This is a genomic window from Alcaligenes phenolicus (genome assembly GCF_032063905.1).
Taxonomy (GTDB): Bacteria; Pseudomonadota; Gammaproteobacteria; order Burkholderiales; family Burkholderiaceae_B; genus Alcaligenes; species Alcaligenes phenolicus.
Window position 1 is genome coordinate 39,717 of record NZ_DAMBOE010000006.1, and the last position, 19,128, is coordinate 58,844.

At 57.1% G+C, this 19,128-nt stretch carries 17 protein-coding genes; 10 read left to right on the plus strand and 7 right to left on the minus strand.

Annotated features, from left to right (window positions below; all coding sequences use genetic code 11):
- From U2949_RS13005 to U2949_RS13020, 4 genes are read right to left on the minus strand one after another with little or no spacing between them, the layout of a single operon-like run.
- A complete protein-coding gene (locus U2949_RS13005; protein WP_026482903.1) occupies nt 1–186 on the minus strand; it encodes a Trm112 family protein in 186 nt (61 codons plus the stop codon).
- Entirely contained in the window at nt 186–1,265 is a 1,080-nt protein-coding gene (gene lpxK, locus U2949_RS13010; RefSeq protein WP_321288169.1) for a tetraacyldisaccharide 4'-kinase, read from the minus strand. Before lpxK ends, U2949_RS13005 begins: the two co-directional genes overlap by 1 nt.
- A complete protein-coding gene (locus tag U2949_RS13015) occupies nt 1,262–1,666 on the minus strand; it encodes an ExbD/TolR family protein (RefSeq protein WP_042487898.1) in 405 nt (134 codons plus the stop codon). The genes lpxK and U2949_RS13015 overlap by 4 nt, the downstream gene beginning before the upstream one ends.
- The gene (locus U2949_RS13020) at nt 1,666–2,271 is read right to left on the minus strand and encodes a MotA/TolQ/ExbB proton channel family protein (protein ID WP_321288171.1); all 606 of its coding nucleotides are present in this window, start codon (nt 2,269–2,271) and stop codon (nt 1,666–1,668) included. Before U2949_RS13020 ends, U2949_RS13015 begins: the two co-directional genes overlap by 1 nt.
- Before the next feature lie 425 nt (nt 2,272–2,696).
- Between U2949_RS13020 and xseA the strand changes: the two genes are divergently transcribed.
- Together xseA and sodB are read left to right on the plus strand one after the other, a co-directional pair.
- Complete coding sequence (xseA, locus tag U2949_RS13025) at nt 2,697–4,043, plus strand: exodeoxyribonuclease VII large subunit (RefSeq protein WP_026482899.1); 1,347 nt, start codon at nt 2,697–2,699, stop codon at nt 4,041–4,043.
- A 53-nt stretch (nt 4,044–4,096) separates the two neighbouring features.
- Complete coding sequence (sodB, locus tag U2949_RS13030; protein ID WP_009455685.1) at nt 4,097–4,675, plus strand: superoxide dismutase [Fe]; 579 nt, start codon at nt 4,097–4,099, stop codon at nt 4,673–4,675.
- 139 nt (nt 4,676–4,814) lie between these two features.
- On the opposite strand, the gene bfr is transcribed toward sodB, so the two are convergent.
- A complete protein-coding gene (gene bfr / locus U2949_RS13035; RefSeq protein WP_026482898.1) occupies nt 4,815–5,279 on the minus strand; it encodes a bacterioferritin in 465 nt (154 codons plus the stop codon).
- Nucleotides 5,280–5,531: 252 nt separating this feature from the next.
- On the opposite strand from bfr, the gene U2949_RS13040 reads away from it, so the two are divergent.
- Nucleotides 5,532–6,353, plus strand: a complete 822-nt coding sequence (locus U2949_RS13040) for an acid phosphatase (protein WP_321288175.1) — start codon at nt 5,532–5,534, stop codon at nt 6,351–6,353.
- A 384-nt stretch (nt 6,354–6,737) separates the two neighbouring features.
- Nucleotides 6,738–7,943: a 3-oxoadipyl-CoA thiolase gene (pcaF, locus tag U2949_RS13045; protein WP_321288177.1), complete on the plus strand. Its 1,206-nt coding sequence runs from the start codon at nt 6,738–6,740 to the stop codon at nt 7,941–7,943.
- Here pcaF and U2949_RS13050 read toward each other — a convergent pair whose 3' ends face one another.
- Nucleotides 7,944–8,414, minus strand: a complete 471-nt coding sequence (locus U2949_RS13050) for a DUF192 domain-containing protein (protein ID WP_026482896.1) — start codon at nt 8,412–8,414, stop codon at nt 7,944–7,946. It lies immediately after the preceding gene.
- A gap of 46 nt (nt 8,415–8,460) precedes the next feature.
- Complete coding sequence (locus U2949_RS13055) at nt 8,461–8,706, minus strand: cold-shock protein (protein ID WP_003801483.1); 246 nt, start codon at nt 8,704–8,706, stop codon at nt 8,461–8,463.
- 166 nt (nt 8,707–8,872) lie between these two features.
- Here U2949_RS13055 and clpS point away from each other — a divergent pair, with 166 nt between their 5' ends.
- From clpS to putA, 6 genes are all read left to right on the plus strand, one after another.
- Nucleotides 8,873–9,196, plus strand: a complete 324-nt coding sequence (gene clpS, locus U2949_RS13060; protein WP_026482895.1) for an ATP-dependent Clp protease adapter ClpS — start codon at nt 8,873–8,875, stop codon at nt 9,194–9,196.
- Between the two features lie 93 nt (nt 9,197–9,289).
- Complete coding sequence (clpA, locus tag U2949_RS13065; RefSeq protein WP_026482894.1) at nt 9,290–11,611, plus strand: ATP-dependent Clp protease ATP-binding subunit ClpA; 2,322 nt, start codon at nt 9,290–9,292, stop codon at nt 11,609–11,611.
- A gap of 93 nt (nt 11,612–11,704) precedes the next feature.
- Complete coding sequence (locus tag U2949_RS13070) at nt 11,705–12,904, plus strand: paraquat-inducible protein A (protein ID WP_051316212.1); 1,200 nt, start codon at nt 11,705–11,707, stop codon at nt 12,902–12,904.
- Nucleotides 12,905–12,914: 10 nt separating this feature from the next.
- On the plus strand, nt 12,915–14,567 hold the full coding sequence (locus tag U2949_RS13075) for a PqiB family protein (protein ID WP_321288181.1): 1,653 nt from the start codon (nt 12,915–12,917) through the stop codon (nt 14,565–14,567).
- Nucleotides 14,564–15,178 carry a PqiC family protein gene (locus U2949_RS13080; RefSeq protein ID WP_009455706.1) on the plus strand — a complete coding sequence of 205 codons (615 nt, stop codon included), beginning with the start codon at nt 14,564–14,566 and terminating at the stop codon, nt 15,176–15,178. Before U2949_RS13075 ends, U2949_RS13080 begins: the two co-directional genes overlap by 4 nt.
- Nucleotides 15,179–15,289: 111 nt before the next feature.
- A complete protein-coding gene (putA, locus tag U2949_RS13085; protein WP_321288183.1) occupies nt 15,290–19,063 on the plus strand; it encodes a trifunctional transcriptional regulator/proline dehydrogenase/L-glutamate gamma-semialdehyde dehydrogenase in 3,774 nt (1,257 codons plus the stop codon).
- The last annotated feature ends 65 nt before the right edge of the window (nt 19,064–19,128 follow it).

Genomic DNA, 19,128 nt, shown 5'->3' on the forward strand with positions numbered 1-19,128 from the left:
TCAGTTGCTGGCGGGTTCCTGCGCATCCAGTTGACGCGCTTCGTTGATCAGCATGGTGGGGATGCCGTCCACAATGGGGAAGGCCAGTTTGTCGGCCTTGCAGACCAATTCTTGCTGTTCGCGGTCGTGGCGCAGTGGGCCTTTGCACAAAGGGCAGACCAGCACTTCGAGTAGGCGAGTTTCCATTATTGAACTCCGGATAAAGAGGGTGGGGTTAAGCGCCGCTTGCGCAACAGGCTGTCCAGTTCAGCAATCCAGTCCGGGCGTGAGAACTCGGGTTGGACATCGACAACCCACAGTCGTGAGTCGTTCAGGTGCTGGCATTTTACGGCGTCTTTACGGGTAATGAGTACCAGCCCGTCATGCAGGGCCTGAAAGTCCTGGGCTTGCAAGGCGGCATGGTCGGGCAGGGGGAAAGTCTGACTCAGATGCAGACCACAAGCGCGCAGCATCGTGAAAAAACGGGCAGGCTGGCCAATGGCGGCCAGCGCCTGCAGTTCTTGCTGGCCGTATTCCTGATACCAGTCCGACCAGCTCAGGCGGCGGCCTGAACTCAGATGTTCCAGTTGATAAGGACGCAGGCTCATGCTCAGGGCGCGGCCAGGCTCGGCGGGTTGAGGGGTGGAAGGAGGTGCCTGGTCGGCCACCACCTGGCTGATCAGCCAGTCCACCGTACGCAGGCGTTCGGGGCCTTCACGCAGTGGGCCGGCCGGTAGCAGCAGGCCGTTTCCTACGCCACGTGCATCCTGCACCACGACTTCCATATCACGCTGCAAGGCCAGGTGTTGAAGGCCATCATCTGAAATAATCAGGTCGACGGCCGGGAAATCCTTGAGCAAAGCCTGGGCAGCCAGGGCACGACGAGGGTGGACGGCGATGGGGGCCTGGGTTTGGGCGGCAATCAGAGCGGGTTCATCGCCAAACTGTTCGGCGGCCAATTGTCCCTGGCCCACACGCGGGTTGGGGCCGATCTCCACACCATAACCACGGCTGACAATACCGGGCGTCCAACCCAAAGCACGCAAATGCTCGGTCAGCGCCAGGACGACGGGAGTCTTGCCTGCGCCACCGACGATGATATTGCCCACCACAATCACCGGCACCGGGCTGCGGTAGGATGCACCGGGATCTTGCTCGTAGCGTTGCTGCTTGCGTTGTACGAAGATTGCCGCCAGCGCGGAAAGAGGGCGCATCACAAGACTGAACCAGCCTTTTTTCTGCCACTGCTGGTGCAGCCAATCAGTCAGGCGGACGCGCACACTCATGGGGCCTGGGTCGCAAAGTGAATTCGATGGATGCCAACCTGACGGGCGGCTTCCATGGCCTGGACCACTGCAAAGTGGGGCGCCTGGGCATCAGCCAGAATCAGCAGGCTGCTGTTCTCGTCGGTTTTTTCGGTCGACAGGGCTTGGCTCAGGGGAGAACCACTGCTGGCGTCCAGCCACATGCCGTTCAGGGCATAGCGCCCATCCTGGCTGATAGCCAGTAGCAGTTCAGTGGTCTGGGCGGCCTGGGCCTGAGCCTGGGGCAAGGAAACATCCAGCTGGCGATAGCGCACGAAGGTGCTGCTGGCAGCCAGAAAAATCAGCACCACCAGCAAGACATCAATCAAGGGCACCAGATTCAGTTCCAGCGTGTCCTGGTCTTGGGCTCGGCGAAAGCGCATCAGACAGCCCTCTGAGCCAGCAGACGATCCAGCGCACCCGCTTCCGTTTCCAGACGGTGAAGCAGATAGTCGGCACGGCTGCGAAAGTAGCGGTGAAAGATCATGGCCGGGACAGCAATCAGAATCCCCAGGGCGGTGTTGTACAGGGCCACGGAAATGCCACGGGCAATCAGGCTGGGGTCACCACCGGCGGGGTCGTAGGCGGCAAAAATGTCGATCATGCCAATAACCGTACCAAACAGGCCCAGCAAAGGGGCGATAACGGCAATGGTGCCCAGTGCCGGAATGTACTTGTTCAATTGGTAGCTGATGTCCTTGCCTTCCACCTCGACCGCGGACTCACGCAAGGCGGAAGCCAGATGACGATTTTTCAGTACGGTGGCTAATACTCGACCCAGGGGGGAGTTGTCGTACAGGCGGGGCAGGGAGTCGTCCTGGATGCGGTTCTGGGCTGTCAGCTCGCTGATCTGGCGTGCCAGTCCAGTCGGTAGAATTCGTTTGCTGCGCAGGGCCAGAAGGCGCTCCAGGATTAAACCCAGGGCAAGAATGGAGCAGGCCAGCAGGAACCAGACAGGCCAGCCAGCGGCATGGATCAAAGTAAGCACGAGTCTATTATCCGGTCACGAAATAAATCAGCGCTTATTGTAGAGCCCCTGTCCGCATTGCGGGAATGTTCCGGCGCGAGCGCGGTACACTTTACGGTCTTTTCCCACAAAGCACGGCCAAACCCCTGATGTATTTGAAGTAATAGGTGTAGTGCTAAAACTATCCACAAAAACTGTGGATAATTCTGTGTATAAAACATCCCATAGTGGCTCGGGCGGTGGTTTAGAGGTTCTCTGGCTAATTTTCGACCATCTTGGTGTTTTTATAAATAGTCTTTAATTTCAATGGCTTATCCGGTTTCGGTAAAGTGCTGTATCAGGTGTTCAACGGAAGCCATTGTCTTGGCGTCTATTTGACAAAAGCATGACAGTTGTGGATACGGAGCGGTGGAAAACTAGTTCGGGGCGAGTCAAAAACAAAGAATATGATGCATTATCAAGAATCTAGAGCACCTGCGGTATGGACCGTGGCACAGTTGAACCGCCGTGTCAGCCAGTTGCTGGACGAGCACATGCCCGTCGTTTGGGTTAGCGGTGAAGTGTCCAACTTTACCCAGGCCGCTTCCGGGCATTGGTACTTTTCCATCAAGGATGACAAGGCGGCCGTTCGTGCCGTGATGTTTCGGGGGCGTGCCCAGGCCGTGGGATTCGTGCCGCGTGCGGGCGAGCGCTTCGAGTTTCGTTGCTCGGTTACCTTGTACGAGGCACGCGGGGACTTCCAGGTTCAGGTGGAAGGCATGCGCCGCGCCGGGCTGGGGGATTTGCACGAAGCCTTTTTGCGGCTGAAAGGGCAGTTGCAAAGCGAAGGTTTGTTCGATCCTGAGCGCAAACGCCCCATCGCCACCTTGCCGCGCAGCATAGGTATTATCACTTCCCTGGCAGCCGCGGCCTTGCGGGATGTCCTGACAGCGATGGAGCGTCGTGCTCCGCACGTGCGCATCATTATTTATCCTGCTCCGGTTCAAGGAGCAGAAGCACCGCCGCGATTGCGGCAAGCTTTGGAAACGGCGATTGAGCGGGCCGAGGTCGATACGCTCTTGCTGGTACGCGGGGGCGGTAGTCTGGAGGATCTCTGGGCTTTTAACGACGAAGGTCTGGCGCGTCTGATCGCGTCCAGTCCTATCCCTATTATTAGTGGGGTGGGGCACGAGACAGACTTCACCATTGCTGATTTTGTAGCTGACTTGCGCGCACCCACGCCAACCGCCGCCGCCGAACTGGCCTGTCTGGGGCGCGATCAGTTACTGGAACAGGTGTTTGCGCGTATGGGCGCGCTGAGCCACGGTGTGCAGCGTCATCTGGATCGGGCCTCCCTGCGTCTGGATCGGGCGGTCGCCAAGCTGGTCTCTCCACATCAACGTCTGGCTCAGCAGCAACAACGTCTGGATCATCTCACCCAAAGACTGCAACGTGTGGCTCGCAGCGTCCCCGATACTGCTGCGTTGCGCCTGACTACCTTGAGGGCGCGTTTGGAGCGCAGCATTCCTCAGCTGACGTCAAGACAGCAAAATCTGAATATGCTTTTCCAACGGCTGGAAAAAGGTCTGGATCATGCGCTGGTTTTGCGTCGCCAGCGCCTGGCTGCGGCCCAGCAAACGCTGCAAGCCTTGTCCCCGCGCCTTATCATCAATCGTGGATATGCCATAGTCAGGGATAGCGAGGGGAAAGTTGTAAAAAATGCGTTAGACTTAAAGATTGGTGAACGACTCGATGTCGAGTTGAGTCGCGGTCATGTGTCGGTGGATGTGGTGCGCACGCACGATCTGCTCTAGGCTGCGTCGTCCTTGTTGGATACCAAACACGGTTTTTTTTAGAAGGAATTGAAATGGCATTCACTCTTCCAGCTCTTCCATACGAACTCAACGCCCTTGAGCCACATATCTCCAAGGAAACTTTGGAGTTTCACTACGGTAAGCATCACCAGGCTTACGTCACCAACCTGAACAATCTGGTTGCTGGCACCGAATTTGAAAACGCTTCCCTGGAAGATGTGGTCAAGAAATCCTCCGGTGGCGTGTTCAACAACGCTGCTCAGGTTTGGAACCACACTTTCTACTGGAACAGCCTGTCCCCTAACGGCGGCGGCGCTCCTACCGGCAAAGTGGCTGATGCCATCAACGCCAAATGGGGCAGCTTTGACGCCTTCAAAGAAGCCTTCACCAAGTCTGCCGTTGGCAACTTCGGTTCGGGCTGGACCTGGTTGGTCAAAAAGGCCGACGGTTCCCTGGACATCGTCAATACCAGCAACGCTGGCACGACGCTGACTTCCGACGACGTCGCCCTGATCACCTGTGATGTGTGGGAACACGCCTACTACATCGACTACCGCAATGCCCGTCCCAAGTACCTGGAAATTTTCTGGAACTTGGTGAACTGGGACTTTGCCGCCAAGAACCTGGGCTAATCGTCCACGTTGAGGGTAGCGCTCATTGGAGGGCTACCCGGCAATAAAAAAACCGCCATGCGCATGCTGGCGGTTTTTTTATGGCTTCAATGAAAACAAGTCATAGGGCGTGTGCGGCCATGCCTTGCTGGTGAAGACCTTACATCTGGGATTGCTGGTAGTTTTCCAGGCCCACTTTTTCGATCAGGCCCAATTGCTTTTCCAGCCAGTAGGTATGGTCTTCTTCCGTGTCGCGCAACTGGGCCAGAATGATGTCGCGTGTCACGAAATCGCTGGCGGATTCTGCCAGTGCCATGCCTTTTTGCAGAGCCGCGCGAACTTCATATTCCAGTTCCAGATCCTTGCGCAACATGCCGACCACGTCCTTGCCGGGTTCAAACGCATTGGGGCGCATGTCGGGAATACCGTCGAGCATCAGGATGCGGCGTATCAGGGCGTCAGCGTGCTGGGTTTCTTCTTCCATCTCGTGGTTCATGCGCTCGTAAAGCTGCGTGAAACCCAGATGCTCGTAAAAGCGGGAATGGATAAAGTACTGGTCGCGCGCTGCGAGTTCGCCGCGCAACAGTTGATTCAGATAGTCGAGGACTTCGGGGTTGCCTTGCATGGTGATGAGCCTGTAGAGGATGTCAACGGGGGAAGTATGCCATGAGCAGGCCATGAGGGTGCTTGACCTGTGGCACCAAATGGCAAGCACGCTATTCAGTTTGGCGGCTGCAATGGCAAGATCGCGGATTGTCTTCCAATCGTGCCGGGGTGCAGCTTCAGTGTTTACCGGTCTCAGCCGGGTCAAGAGCTCCACGCGGCCGTTGGCGTTTTCCGAAACCGGGGCTTTTTGCTCCTTTAGTCGAGGTCTGCTATGTCTGCTGCTTTGCGTGTTCGTCCTGCCTTGTTGGGCCTGGTGGGCAGTGTCTTGCTTTTGTCGGCGGGTCAGTTGAGCGCTCAGTCTTCTACACATTTGGAAGTCAAGGAAAGTCACTCTTCCGTCCAGCGGGTGGCTGGTTACTTGGACCGAACTGAACTGCCGGATAGTGTGATGCTCCTCGATCCGCCGCCGGCTGCAGATAGTGCGGCCTTTGCCCGGGATGAAGAAGCGCGTCGGGCTGCCGGGGAGCTGAAAGGGTCAGCTCGCTGGGCACTGGCTAAACAAGATGCAGACTTGGTATTTCCACGGCCCGCTCAGAATTATTCGTGCGCACTGGGAGTTCAAATCGATCAAGAGAGCACGCCGGTTATTTATCAGATGATGCGTCGCTTGTTGCCTGATGCGGGTCTATCCACTTACGGAGCCAAAAACAAGTATCAGCGGGTACGTCCTTTCGATCTTCATAATGAAGATACATGCACACCAGCGGATGAGGAGTTCTTGCGCAATGATGGTTCCTATCCCTCGGGCCATGCGGCTGCTGGCTGGGCATGGGCACTAGTGTTGGCGCAGATCAGCCCCGAACGAAGTAATGAGTTGCTGGCGCGTGGCCTGTCTTTCGGTCAAAGCCGTGTCATTTGCAATGTACATTGGCAGAGTGATGTGGAGGCGGGACGTGTGATAGGCGCCGCCGCGGTGGCTCGTGTGCAGAGTGAGGAGGCCTTCCAGGCTGACATCCTGGCCGCCCGACTAGAGTTGGCACAAGCGAAAGTTGCTCCAAGTGATCAAGCCCTTAATTGCACCGAACAGTTCTAGCGCTGCTTTGAGTGGGCAGTTCGGCTGGCGATTGTAAAAACGAGCGCCCTCATATTGGTTTGAGTGCAGGAAAGAGGGCTTCCGTCTGCTTTCCTGTCCGAGCGAGCCTTGTTTTCTTAATGCCTTGATTACCTGGCGTTGCGGGTATGAGAATTGAATAAGCTTTTTCCTGCTGTGGATTCGGCTTGTAACTGTAGCAGGAGCTTTGGCGCATAGACCGCCGGATCGTTCGGGGCTGGACGCACTAAACTGACCGCAGTGCGGACATGCTGAATCACCAGAAAAAACCCGGCTGTACTCAAGCGCTACTATCAAAACAGTAGATTTCGAGCGCTCTTCATAGTGCTCCCGCGTGATTTTATTCAAGATATCAGGGTGAATTTCATGAGTCAGGACGCCTTTATTTGTGACGCAATTCGTACGCCTTTCGGACGTTATGGCGGTTCGCTGTCCGCTGTGAGGGCGGATGACCTGGGTGCGGTGCCTATTGCCGCGCTGATGAAGCGCAACCCCCAAGTCGATTGGAGCAGGCTGGATGATGTGATGTACGGCTGCGCCAACCAGGCGGGTGAAGACAACCGCAACGTGGCACGGATGTCCGCTCTGCTGGCCGGTTTGCCCGTGGATGTGCCTGGCGTGACCTTGAACCGTCTGTGCGGTTCGGGCCTGGACGCGATTGGTTCGGCTGCTCGTGCCATTCGCGCTGGCGATGCCTCTTTCATCCTGGCCGGTGGTGTGGAAAGCATGAGCCGCGCCCCCTTCGTCATGGGCAAGGCTGAAACAGCGTTCTCCCGCAGCGCCAATATTTACGACACCACCATTGGCTGGCGTTTCATCAACAAGGCCATGAAAGAGCAGTACGGCGTGGACTCCATGCCCGAAACGGCTGAAAACGTGGCTCAGCAGTTCAATGTGTCCCGCGAAGACCAGGACGTGTTTGCCCTGAATAGCCAGCTGCGTGCTGCCGCTGCCCTGGAAGCCGGCATTCTGGCTGAAGAAATTACCCCTGTGATCATTCCCCAGCGCAAGGGCGATCCCATTGTGGTGGATAAGGACGAGCACCCACGTGCCACGACTCTGGAGTCCCTGACTCGCTTGAAGCCTGTCGTGCGAGCCGATGGCACCGTGACCGCGGGCAATGCCTCGGGTGTGAACGATGGTGCTTGCGCGCTGCTGGTTGCCAACAAGGCAACTGTCGAAGCCCAAGGCCTGACTCCGCGTGCTCGTGTGGTGGCCATGGCGTTTGCCGGTGTGGAGCCACGCATCATGGGTATTGGCCCGGCACCTGCCAGCCAGAAGGTGCTGGCTTTGGCGGGTCTGACTCTGGATCAAATGGATGTGATCGAGCTGAACGAAGCCTTTGCCGCTCAAGGTCTGGCGGTGACTCGCATGCTGGGTCTGGCAGACAATGATCCGCGCGTGAACCCGAACGGGGGCGCGATTGCGCTGGGCCACCCTCTGGGTGCCAGTGGTGCGCGTCTGGCGATTGCGGCTATCAACCAATTGCATCGCACAGGCGGACGCTACGCCCTGTGCACCATGTGTATTGGTGTCGGCCAGGGCGTGGCTTTGATTCTTGAGCGCGTCTAACTAAGGTTGCAGGGCAGGCAGGCCGGTGATTTTCTCACCGGCCTTTTTGTCTGCTTGCTTGAACCAGCCTTGTTCCATCTCCAAGGCATAGCGCACAGGTCGCACCGGGCAGTGGGATTGAAGATCAAAGGGTTGCATGGCCTCGATATTGGTAATCGTGCCTTCTTCAGTAATGAAGGCGATATCCAGCGGCAGAGGCGTATTCTTCATCCAGAAGCAAGGCATTCCGCTTTGCTCGAATACGAATAACATGCCGTGATCGGGGGCCAGGCTTTCTCGATGCATCAAACCTTGTGCACGAGTCTCGTCGCGATCGGCCACTTCAGCCTGGATTTGTTTTGAACCCAGGGATAGTGTCAGGGTGGGAAGAGTCTCATCCGCCTGGACCGGGGCGCTAATACAAAGCGCTGCCAGAAGACAGGCAAAAAAAACAGGGCGCGCAGGCCCCGTAGTCGTAGTGCGATACTGCATGTGTGTTGCGAACCTGCTTTTGTTAGAATCGAGAGCGCAAGAGATCTTAAGGCGAAGTAATATTAAGTGCCTGCTTGCCTTTGGGGCCTTGGGCGACTTCATACAGAACTTTCTGGCCTTCTTTCAAAGTCTTGAACCCGTTCATCTGAATGGATGAAAAATGAGCGAAGAGATCTTCGCCGCCGTTATCGGGTGTAATAAACCCAAAGCCTTTGGCATCATTGAACCACTTAACGGTCCCGGATAGTTTTTGATTGTCTCCAGTGCCTGCGGTGGTGGTAGTTTCCGACATGCTTGCTGCCTCTCAACTTAGTGTATGGTTGATACTTTTTTCGGCCCCTCCCTGGGCCTGTGATCGCGGCACCTCACTTTTTTATTGTGAAGTTGACACGATCAGTCGGATGATGCTGAATTTTGTTCCCCCCAGTCAACCTATGGAAAGCACCTAGTTCTGTATTATGGCCATTGAGATCGATAAGCAAGGCGCTACAACGGTAGAGCGCCAATCCGCGCGGCTTGCCCCACCACCCATGTATCAGGTCATCTTGCTCAACGATGACTACACACCCATGGAGTTCGTGGTGAATATACTGGAGCGGGTATTTGCCAAGACCCCGGAGCAGGCCGAACAGCTTATGCTTAAAGTACATTACGAGGGTCGGGCGGTCTGTGGTGTGTATCCACGCGACATTGCCGCCACCAAGGTGGAAATTGTGCGACAACTGGCGCAGTCGCGACAGCACCCTTTGCAGTGTGTGATGGAGCCGGTGCCTGATGCTTGACCATTTAATGGTTTACCGTATTGTTCAGATCAGGCAAATTAGTCATAGAATAGCTTTAACCCCTAGTTTTACTCTTGCCGTGTAGGAGGAAGCATGATCTCCGAAGAACTTGAAGTCAGTCTACACATGGCCTTTGTCGAGGCTCGTGCCGCGCGCCATGAATTCATCACGGTAGAGCATCTGCTGTTGTCCCTGCTCGATAACGCCTCCACGCTGGAAGTGTTGAAAGCATGTGCTGCCGATATTGATGCACTGCGCCAGAATCTGCGTAAATTCATTAACGAAAATACGCCCACTTTCCCTGGTGAAGGCGAGGTCGATACCCAACCCACGCTGGGCTTTCAGCGTGTGATACAGCGTGCCATCATGCACGTATCGTCCAGCAACTCCGGTAAAAATGTAGTTTCCGGTGCCAATGTGCTGGTGGCGATGTACGGGGAAAAAGACTCGCATGCGGTGTATTACCTGCAGCAACAAGGTGTCTCGCGCCTGGATGTTGTCAATTTCCTCTCGCACGGTATCACCAAGGCCAATCCGGAACCTGCTGCCCCCGAGCCACCCAAGGCCGCCGCTGCTGCGGAGGCCGACACGCGATCGGACGCCCAGAAGTCCCCACTGGATCTGTACGCTACAGACCTGAATACCGAAGCCAGCCTGGGTCGCATTGATCCCTTGATTGGCCGTGAAAAGGAAGTGGAGCGTGTGATCCAGGTGCTGTGCCGCCGCCGCAAGAACAACCCCTTGCTGGTCGGAGAGGCGGGCGTGGGTAAAACCGCGATTGCCGAAGGCTTGGCGCTGCGCATTCAGCGTGGTGACGTTCCGGACATTCTTAGTCAAGCGCGTGTTTACGCGCTGGATATGGGTGCCTTGCTGGCCGGTACCAAATATCGGGGCGACTTCGAGCAACGCCTGAAGGCGGTGCTCAAGCAGCTCAAGGAAACGGCACAGTCCATTTTGTTTATCGACGAAATCCATACCCTGATCGGAGCCGGCTCGGCTTCGGGCGGTACGCTGGATGCGTCCAACCTGCTCAAGCCTGCGCTGTCCTCCGGTCAGCTCAAGTGTCTGGGTGCAACCACCTACTCGGAATACCGCGGAATTTTCGAAAAAGACCACGCCTTGTCGCGTCGCTTTCAGAAAATCGATGTGGCTGAGCCTACAGTGGAGCAGACCATCCAGATTCTGCGTGGTTTGAAGTCCAATTTCGAAGAGCACCACGGTGTACGTTACTCGGCAGCGGCCCTGACGGCGGCAGCGGAGTTGTCCGCCCGTTACATCAACGACCGCTTTTTGCCGGACAAGGCCATCGACGTGATCGACGAGGCCGGCGCAGCGCAGCGCTTGCTGCCGCGTTCCAAGCAGAAAAAGGTTATCGGCAAGGCCGACATCCAGGCAACGGTTTCGCGTATTGCACGCATTCCGCCCCAGACGGTCTCCAGCGATGATCGCAACAAGCTGGCAACCCTGGCCCGCGATCTGAAATCGGTGGTGTTTGGTCAGGATGTAGCCATTGACGCCTTGGCGGCTGCCATCAAGATGGCGCGCTCTGGCCTGGGTCTGCCTGACAAGCCTATTGGTTCCTTCCTGTTCTCCGGCCCGACCGGCGTGGGTAAAACCGAAGTGGCGCGTCAGTTGGCCTTTGTGCTGGGCGTAGAGCTGCTGCGCTTTGACATGTCCGAATACATGGAGCGTCACACCGTGTCGCGCCTGATCGGTGCTCCTCCTGGTTACGTCGGTTTCGATCAGGGTGGTTTGCTGACCGAAGCCGTTACCAAACAGCCGCACTGCGTGCTGCTGCTGGACGAAATCGAGAAAGCGCACCCGGACGTCTACAACATCCTGCTGCAGGTGATGGATCACGGCACGCTGACGGATAACAACGGGCGCAAGGCCGATTTCCGCAACGTTATCCTGATCATGACCACGAACGCCGGAGCCGAAGCGCTGAACAAGACCAGCATTGGCTTTACCCAGCCCCAGCGCTCGGGTGATGAAATGCAGGATATCAAGCGTCACTTCTCGCCAGAGTTCCGTAACCGTCTGGATGCGATCATTGGTTTCAAGCCCTTGTCGCGCGACATTATCCTGCGCGTGGTGGACAAGTTCCTGATGCAGCTGGAAAACCAGCTGCACGAGAAGCGCGTCGAAGTGTCCTTCTCGGACGCCTTGCGCGAACATCTGGCGGCCAAAGGCTTCGACCCAGCCATGGGTGCGCGCCCCATGCACAGGCTTATTCAGGACACCATTCGCCGTGCCCTGGCCGACGAGCTGCTGTTTGGTCGTCTGGTCGATGGTGGCCAGGTCGAGGTGGATCTGGACGAGAACGGCGAGGTGGTACTGGAATATCCTTCTTCAGGACCTGATGAGCCCGGTAGCAAGGCCTCTTCGCGTCCCGAGCCGGAATTAGTCGACTAAGCCGTGAGGGCATCGCGCCCCTTAATCGTCTGTACGCACTGTGACACCGTACACGAGCGAGTCCCCGTTCAAGGAGCGGGGCTCGCTCGTTGTGTGCGTTGCGATACTGAACTTTACCGCCACAGCCGCTTTTCACCACGTGAATGGCAAGCGCTGGTCTTGGCGGTTTTCATCCTTTTTCTGATTGCCAATCTGTTTCCCGTCGTCTATCTGAGCATGGCGGGTAAAACAGTGTCGCCCACGTTTCCCAAAGCCCTGTTGCTGATCTGGCAGCAAGGGTATTGGGGCTTGTCCGTGATGGCGGGGCTGGTGGGTTTCTGGCTGCCGCTGTTTCAACTGATTTTCCAATTTTGGGCCTTGGGCCTGATTGCCCGAGAAAAGCCCTTGCCGGGCGATTTCGGTATTGGCCTGCGTGCTTTGAGCCATCTGGAGCATTGGTCCATGACGGCTGTGCTGTTCCTGGGCTTGATTGTGGCCATGGTGAAATTTGCCGGGATCGGGCATTTGACGATTGCGCCAGGTCTGTACGCCTTTTTTGCTTTGACCTTCCTGCTGACCGGCTTGAGCCGCATTACGGCAGGGCGTCTGTGGCGCTGGGCAGAGGATCGCGATCTGGTGCCGGTTTCGACCCGACAGGTCTTGAAAGAGCATCCAACCTGGAGTGCCTGTACCCACTGTGGCTTTGTGCAGTCCAGCCAGAAACCGGACTGTGACCGTTGTGGTGCAACTGTTCATAAACGCAAACCCAATAGCCGTACACGAGTGGCCGCTCTGGTGTTGACGGCCTGCGTGTTCTATATTCCCGCCAATGTGCTACCTGTCATGGAGCTGCGAAGCATTTTAGGCAGTAGTGCGCATACGATTCTGGGTGGGGTTATTGAACTCTGGCAACTGGGTTCCTGGGACTTGGCATTGATCGTGTTCATCGCCAGTATTGTGGTCCCCATCACCAAACTGCTGGCTTTGATGATTCTTTTGTTGGGGCGTCGTTGGCGTGGCAATGCTGTACAGCGTCAACGCAATCGCATTTACGACATGGTCGAGCTGATTGGGCAGTGGTCCATGCTGGACGTATTCGTGGTGGTCCTGATGGCAGCCCTGGCCAACTTCCCCGGCTTGTCGCAGATTATTCCCGGGGCGGGGGCCTTGAGCTTTGGCATGGTGGTGGTTTTGACCATGCTGGCCGCGCTTAGCTACGACCCTCGCCAAGGCTGGGACAAGGATACCCACGAAGAACCCATAATAGAACCGCAAACTACGCCGTCTCCGCCTGCCTCACAGGCGACTTCCTGAAGGAAACAAGGTGCACGATCCTACAACTAATCAGCCTGACGGTCAGACCGAGCCCGCGCAGCCTAGACTGATTCCTGCCAAGCGATCCCGATTCTCCTGGATCTGGATTTTGCCCATAGCCGCCGCCTTGGTGGGGGCGTCTTTGGTGCTGCGAAACTGGATGTTGACCGGACCGCGTATCACGATCAGCTTTGATTCAGCCGAGGGTTTGGCTGTGGATCAAACCAAGCTACGTTATCGCGAAGTGGATGTGGGTACGATTTCGGACATTCAGGTGTCTCCGGATCGAAAAGGGGTTTTGGTCACGGCGCAGCTGGAGCGTGATGGCTCCGAGTTCATTACCCAAAAAGACACGCGGTTCTGGGTGGTGCGCCCGCGTTTGGGTTTAAGTGGGGTTTCCGGTCTGGGCACCTTGTTGTCGGGTGTGTACATCGGTGTGGACGCGCCTTTTGAAGTGAATAAAAAAGGCGAGCAACTGGACTTTGTGGGCCTGGAAAGTCCGCCGGAAGTAACCAGTGGCCGTGCTGGTAAGCGTTACGTGTTGACTGCGCCCGAATTGGGCTCGCTGGATCTGGGTTCGCCCTTGTACTACAAGGGCATACAGGTTGGGCAAGTCAGCAGTTATGAGCTGAATGAAGAAGGCAATGGCGTGCGTGTACAGGTGTTTGTAGATGCTCCTAACGACAAATTCGTGACGCAGGGCTCGCGCTTCTGGAACGTCAGCGGCGTCAATATGTCACTGGATTCCACCGGATTTAATGTGCGTACGCATTCTTTGGTATCCGCCTTGGCGGGCGGCCTAGCCTTTGATCAGATGGAAGGCGAGCCTACGGATGTTGCGGAGGCTGATGCGCAATACGAGCTGTTCCCCACACAAGAGCGCGCGATGGCAGAGCCGGATGGTCCCGCGGTTGAATTGCGCTTCCATTTCCATCAATCCGTGCGTGGCCTGGTGCCAGGCTCCAAGGTGGAGTTCCGGGGCCTTGAGCTGGGGCAGGTCTACGACGTGGATCTGGAGTTCGATTTTGAGCGCAAGCGCTTCTTTGCTTTGGTGAAGGCACGTATCTACCCGCAGCGTTTTGGTCGCCTGTACGAGCGGGTGGTGGAGGCTAGACCGGACGAGAAAGATCCAATGAGCGCCTTGTTCAAACCGATGGTAGAGCGTGGTCTGCGTGGTCAATTGCGTCCTGCCAGCCTGATTACGGGCCAGCAGTACATTGCTTTGGAATTCTTCGACAAGGCCCCTGAAGCCGAGTTCGACGAGACCGTCAAACCTTTGGTGGTGCCTGTGATCGCCGGGGATTTTGATCGTTTGCAGGAGCAGGTCAGCGATATCGTTACCAAGATTGCTGCTATCCCGTTCGATCAGATCGGCAAGAATCTGCAAAGCGGGCTGACGGAGCTGGGTCAGGTACTCAAGCAACTGGACAAGACGACGGTGCCGCAGCTCAATGGCGCTCTCAAGTCCATGGATGCCGCTGTTCAGAAACTGGGCGCCATGCTGGATTCGGATTCTTCCTTCAATACCTCTGTGGATCAAACCCTGAGCGAACTGAAACGCTCCCTGCGATCCCTGCGTGATTTAAGCGATACCTTGCAGAGCCAGCCCTCGGCGGTCCTGCGAGGTCGTTCCCCTGACGTGCTGCCGGAGCCTGCGCCATGATGTCTCGTTTTCTGATTCCCGTGGCGTTCGCCGGTTTGCTGACCGCTTGCGCTTCGACCACGCCCACTTACTACACCTTGCAAGCGTCCAATGCCGCTCCGGCGGCTGCGGCTCCTTCCACGCAAGTGTGGAAGGGCTTTCAGTTGCGACGCATGGATGTGCCTGCTCAATTGGATCGTCGATCCTTTGTGCTGACGCAGACCGCGGGCGGGCAAGTCAACCTGCTCAACGATAGCCAGTGGGCCTCACCTTTACCTGATGAAATGTCCCTGGCTTTGGCGTCTGGTTTGCAGGATCGCCTGGGCGTTCCCCAGTTAGCCAGCGCTGCTCCGAAAACACCGCTGTGGCAGATCGATGTGCTGGTACAGCGCTTCGAATCTGTCTATGGTGAACGCGCTACCTTGGAGTTGAGCTGGACACTGACGCCAGTTGGCTTTGAGGGGAAAGTCCAGCAATGCCGCTGGCTGGACTCCGAGCCAGCGTCCTCCGTGCCAGAGCTGGTGCAGGCGCATCGTCAATTGCAGCAGCGCTGGGCAGACGCACTGGCCGCACAAATGCAAGGTAAACCTGTCCCGGTTAACCTGAGCAAAGCCATGCTCTGCGTCAGTTAACCCTTTGGGTTAACTTTTTCCTGTGCGGGTTAACCTGAATACGAATTTGGGTTAACCGTCAGTATTATTTCGGCTTATCGCAGTCAACAAAGCGTAACCGGGATAGGAAGCATGGCGAGCACAACCTTAGGGATTAAAGTCGATATAGAACTGCGCGAGCGCCTGCGGCGTGCGGCGGATCAGTTGCAGTGCACCCCGCATTGGCTGCATAAGCAGGCCTTGCTGTCCTATATCGAAGGAATCGAGCGCGGTGTGTTGCCTAGCGAATTGGCGCTGCTAAGCGGGAGTGATTCCGACGCCGTTGACGAAGGTGTACTCATGCCTTCCATCCCGTTTTACGGCTTTGCGCAGGATGTGCAACCGCAAAGTGTGTTGCGCGCTGCCATTACCGCCGCCTACCGCCGTCCAGAAACCGACTGTTTGCCTTTGCTCTTGAGTGCAGCGCGCTCTTCTCAAAGTGCGCGTGCTCAGGAGTTGGCCGCTCGTCTGGTTAAAGCCTTGCGCGCCAAGCGCCGTGGCGGCGGCGTAGAAGGCCTGATCCAGGAATTCTCCTTGTCCAGCCAGGAAGGCGTTGCCCTGATGTGTCTGGCCGAAGCCTTGCTGCGTATCCCTGACCGCGCAACACGTGATGCCTTGATTCGCGACAAGATCAGCCACGGCGACTGGCGTGCACACATGGGCGAGTCTCCCTCGCTGTTTGTGAATGCCGCCACCTGGGGCTTGATGCTGACGGGGCGCCTGGTCAGTGTAAATAGTGAAAAGAATTTGTCCTCCGCCTTGACCCGCATGATTGGCAAGGGGGGCGAGCCCTTGATCCGCAAAGGCGTGGACGTTGCCATGCGCATGATGGGCGAGCAGTTCGTGACTGGCCAAACCATTGCCTCGGCGCTGGCCAATAGCCGCAAATTTGAAGAACAGGGCTTCCGTTATTCCTACGACATGCTGGGCGAGGCCGCGACGACAGCGGAAGACGCGCAGCGTTACTACCAGGCATACGAGCAAGCGATCCACGCGATCGGTCGTGCCAGTCAGGGTCGCGGGATTTACGAAGGTCCTGGCATTTCCATCAAGCTGTCTGCATTGCACCCGCGCTACAGCCGTTCCCAGCGTGATCGCGTCATGCGTGAACTGTTCCCGCGCTTGCTGTCCCTGGCGCAACTGGCTCACCACTACGATGTGGGGCTGAACATTGACGCTGAAGAAGCGGACCGTCTGGAAGTGTCCTTGGACTTGCTGGACAAGCTGTGTTTCGACCCGTCTTTGGCAGGTTGGAACGGCATTGGCTTTGTGGTGCAGGCCTATCAAAAGCGGGCACCCTTTGTCATCGATTACCTGATTGATCTGGCCCGCCGCAGCGGTCACCGCTTGATGTTGCGTCTGGTGAAAGGTGCATACTGGGATTCGGAGATCAAACGTGCTCAGGTTGATGGCCTGGAAGACTATCCCGTCTACACCCGCAAGGTACACACGGACGTGTCTTATCTGGCTTGCGCTCGCAAGCTTTTGCAGGCCCCAGAAGCTGTGTATCCGCAGTTTGCGACACACAATGCGCAAACCCTGGCCGCTATTTATGTGATGGCCGGTCAGAACTACTACACCGGTCAATATGAGTTCCAGTGCCTGCACGGCATGGGCGAGGACCTGTACGACGAGGTAGTCGGCCCGATCAAGGACGGCAAGCTGAACCGTCCTTGCCGTATCTATGCACCCGTCGGTTCTCACGAAACCTTGCTGGCGTATCTGGTGCGTCGTCTGCTGGAAAACGGTGCAAACACCTCCTTCGTGAATCAGATTGGCGACGCCGATGTGAACATGGAGCAGCTGATTGCCGACCCCGTGGCTCAGGCCCTGAGCCTGCAACCCTTGGGGCGACCACACGACAAGATTCCGTTGCCGCGCCAGTTGTACTGGGATGCGGAGCAGCGCTTGAACTCGGCTGGCCTGGATTTAAGCAACGAGCACCGCCTGGGTTCTTTAGCCGCCACCTTGATGCAAACCGCCGCTTTGCCACGTCAGGCTCAGCCTATCCTGGGTCAGGGTAATCCGGTCTGGGACGAGTCCAAAGCAACGATTGTGCGTAATCCGGCCAATCATCAGGATGTGGTGGGGCAGGTCATGTTTGCCACAGCGCAGGATGTGGAGCAGGCTCTGGAAGCCGCCAGCCACTATGCGCCGATCTGGCAGGCCACGCCGGTAGAAGAGCGTGCCGCCGCTTTGCAGCAGGCTGCTCAGTTGCTGGAAGACAATATGCAGGACCTGATGGGTCTGCTGGTGCGTGAGGCAGGCAAGTCCTATGCGAATGCGATTGCCGAAGTGCGTGAAGCGGTGGACTTCTTGCGTTATTACGCCGGACAGGTTTTGCGCGACTTTGATAATGACGAATATCGTCCCGTCGGTGTGGTGCTGTGCATCAGCCCCTGGAACTTCCCCTTGGCTATTTTCCTGGGTCAGGTCTCGGCGGCTCTGGCTGCAGGCAACGTCGTCCTGGCCAAGCCAGCTGAGCAAACCTGCCTGATCGCGGCGGCCGCTGTCGAGCTGCTGCACAAGGCCGGGATTGCTCCCGGTGCCTTGCAGCTCCTGCCTGGTGATGGCCCATCCGTGGGCGCGCCTTTGGCGGCCAGTGAGAAGGTTAATGCGGTGATGTTTACCGGCTCAACCGCCGTTGCCATGGGCTTGAATCGTCAATTGGCTAAACGCCTGACGGCAGACGGCCAGGCCGTCCCGCTGATTGCAGAAACCGGTGGCTTGAACGCCATGGTGGTCGATAGCTCGGCCTTGCCTGAGCAGGTGGTGTTTGATGTCTTGAACTCGGCCTTTGACTCGGCCGGACAGCGTTGTTCGGCCTTGCGCCTGCTCTGCATTCAGGAAGATGTGGCCGAGCGCGTGCTGAATATGCTTAACGGTGCCATGCAGGAACTGAGCGTGGGCAATCCCGATCTGCTCAGCACGGATGTAGGTCCGGTGATTGATGAAGAAGCCCGCTCCGGTATCGAAGAGCACATCAGCGCCATGCGCGAGGCTGGTTTCCGTATCACCCAAAGTGAGCAAAGCCGCAGCCTGACAGGTACCTTTGTCTTGCCGACCATTATCGAGATCGAGCAGGTCAAGGATCTGGAGCGCGAAGTTTTCGGCCCCGTTCTGCACGTGATGCGTTTCAAGCGTAGCGAGCTGGACAGCCTGATCAATCAGATCAACGAACGTGGTTACGGACTGACCTTTGGCGTGCACACCCGTCTGGATGAAACCGTGGAGCGTGTCGTTTCGCGCATTCACGCTGGTAACGTCTATGTAAACCGCAATATGGTGGGCGCAGTGGTAGGCGTACAGCCTTTTGGTGGTGAAGGTCTGTCGGGTACTGGCCCCAAAGCAGGCGGCCCCTTGTACTTGCGCCGACTGCTTAGCCGTTGCCCGCAGAACCTGCCTTTGCAAAGCTGGCAGGAGCAGGGCGTGGTCTTGCCCGGCCCGACAGGCGAAGCCAATATGTATCAGCTGCATCCACGGGGGCGAGTCCTGTGCATGCCTGTTAGCGTGCACGGCTGGAGAGCGCAACGTGAAGCCTGCGCGCAAAGCGGCAACCAGGCTATCTTGCTGGATCGCTTGGGTCTGGGCGGCTGGCAGGATGCCCCTGCCGAGCAAATCACCATGTCCGATTTGGGTGAGGCAGATTATGATGCTGTTTTGTTTGAAGGCGACAGCGACGAACTCCGGCAAGTGCTGGGCCAAGTGGCGGAACGCCGTGGCCCCATTGTTGGGGTTCAGGGCTTGTTGACACAGGAATTGGAGGGGGGCGCGGCATACGTGGTCGAGCGTTTGCTGCGCGAAGTCTCGGTCAGTACCAATACAGCGGCAGCTGGGGGCAATGCCAGTCTGATGATGGTCGGTTGATCTCAGCGGGCACCCATTTTTATGCACACGTTTGGTCGCACATTTCACCTGGAGCGGCGGCCCTG

Excerpts from the sequence above, each read along its gene's own strand:
- sodB (WP_009455685.1), top strand. The coding sequence starts at position 4,097 with ATGGCATTCACTCTTCCAGCTCTTCCATACGAACTCAACGCCCTTGAG.
- U2949_RS13005 (WP_026482903.1), bottom strand. The coding sequence starts at position 186 with ATGGAAACTCGCCTACTCGAAGTGCTGGTCTGCCCTTTGTGCAAAGGC.
- clpA (WP_026482894.1), top strand. The coding sequence starts at position 9,290 with ATGATCTCCGAAGAACTTGAAGTCAGTCTACACATGGCCTTTGTCGAG.
- clpS (WP_026482895.1), top strand. The coding sequence starts at position 8,873 with ATGGCCATTGAGATCGATAAGCAAGGCGCTACAACGGTAGAGCGCCAA.
- pcaF (WP_321288177.1), top strand. The coding sequence starts at position 6,738 with ATGAGTCAGGACGCCTTTATTTGTGACGCAATTCGTACGCCTTTCGGA.
- U2949_RS13080 (WP_009455706.1), top strand. The coding sequence starts at position 14,564 with ATGATGTCTCGTTTTCTGATTCCCGTGGCGTTCGCCGGTTTGCTGACC.
- bfr (WP_026482898.1), bottom strand. The coding sequence starts at position 5,279 with ATGCAAGGCAACCCCGAAGTCCTCGACTATCTGAATCAACTGTTGCGC.
- xseA (WP_026482899.1), top strand. The coding sequence starts at position 2,697 with ATGATGCATTATCAAGAATCTAGAGCACCTGCGGTATGGACCGTGGCA.
- lpxK (WP_321288169.1), bottom strand. The coding sequence starts at position 1,265 with ATGAGTGTGCGCGTCCGCCTGACTGATTGGCTGCACCAGCAGTGGCAG.
- U2949_RS13050 (WP_026482896.1), bottom strand. The coding sequence starts at position 8,414 with ATGCAGTATCGCACTACGACTACGGGGCCTGCGCGCCCTGTTTTTTTT.
- U2949_RS13015 (WP_042487898.1), bottom strand. The coding sequence starts at position 1,666 with ATGCGCTTTCGCCGAGCCCAAGACCAGGACACGCTGGAACTGAATCTG.
- putA (WP_321288183.1), top strand. The coding sequence starts at position 15,290 with ATGGCGAGCACAACCTTAGGGATTAAAGTCGATATAGAACTGCGCGAG.
- U2949_RS13040 (WP_321288175.1), top strand. The coding sequence starts at position 5,532 with ATGTCTGCTGCTTTGCGTGTTCGTCCTGCCTTGTTGGGCCTGGTGGGC.
- U2949_RS13055 (WP_003801483.1), bottom strand. The coding sequence starts at position 8,706 with ATGTCGGAAACTACCACCACCGCAGGCACTGGAGACAATCAAAAACTA.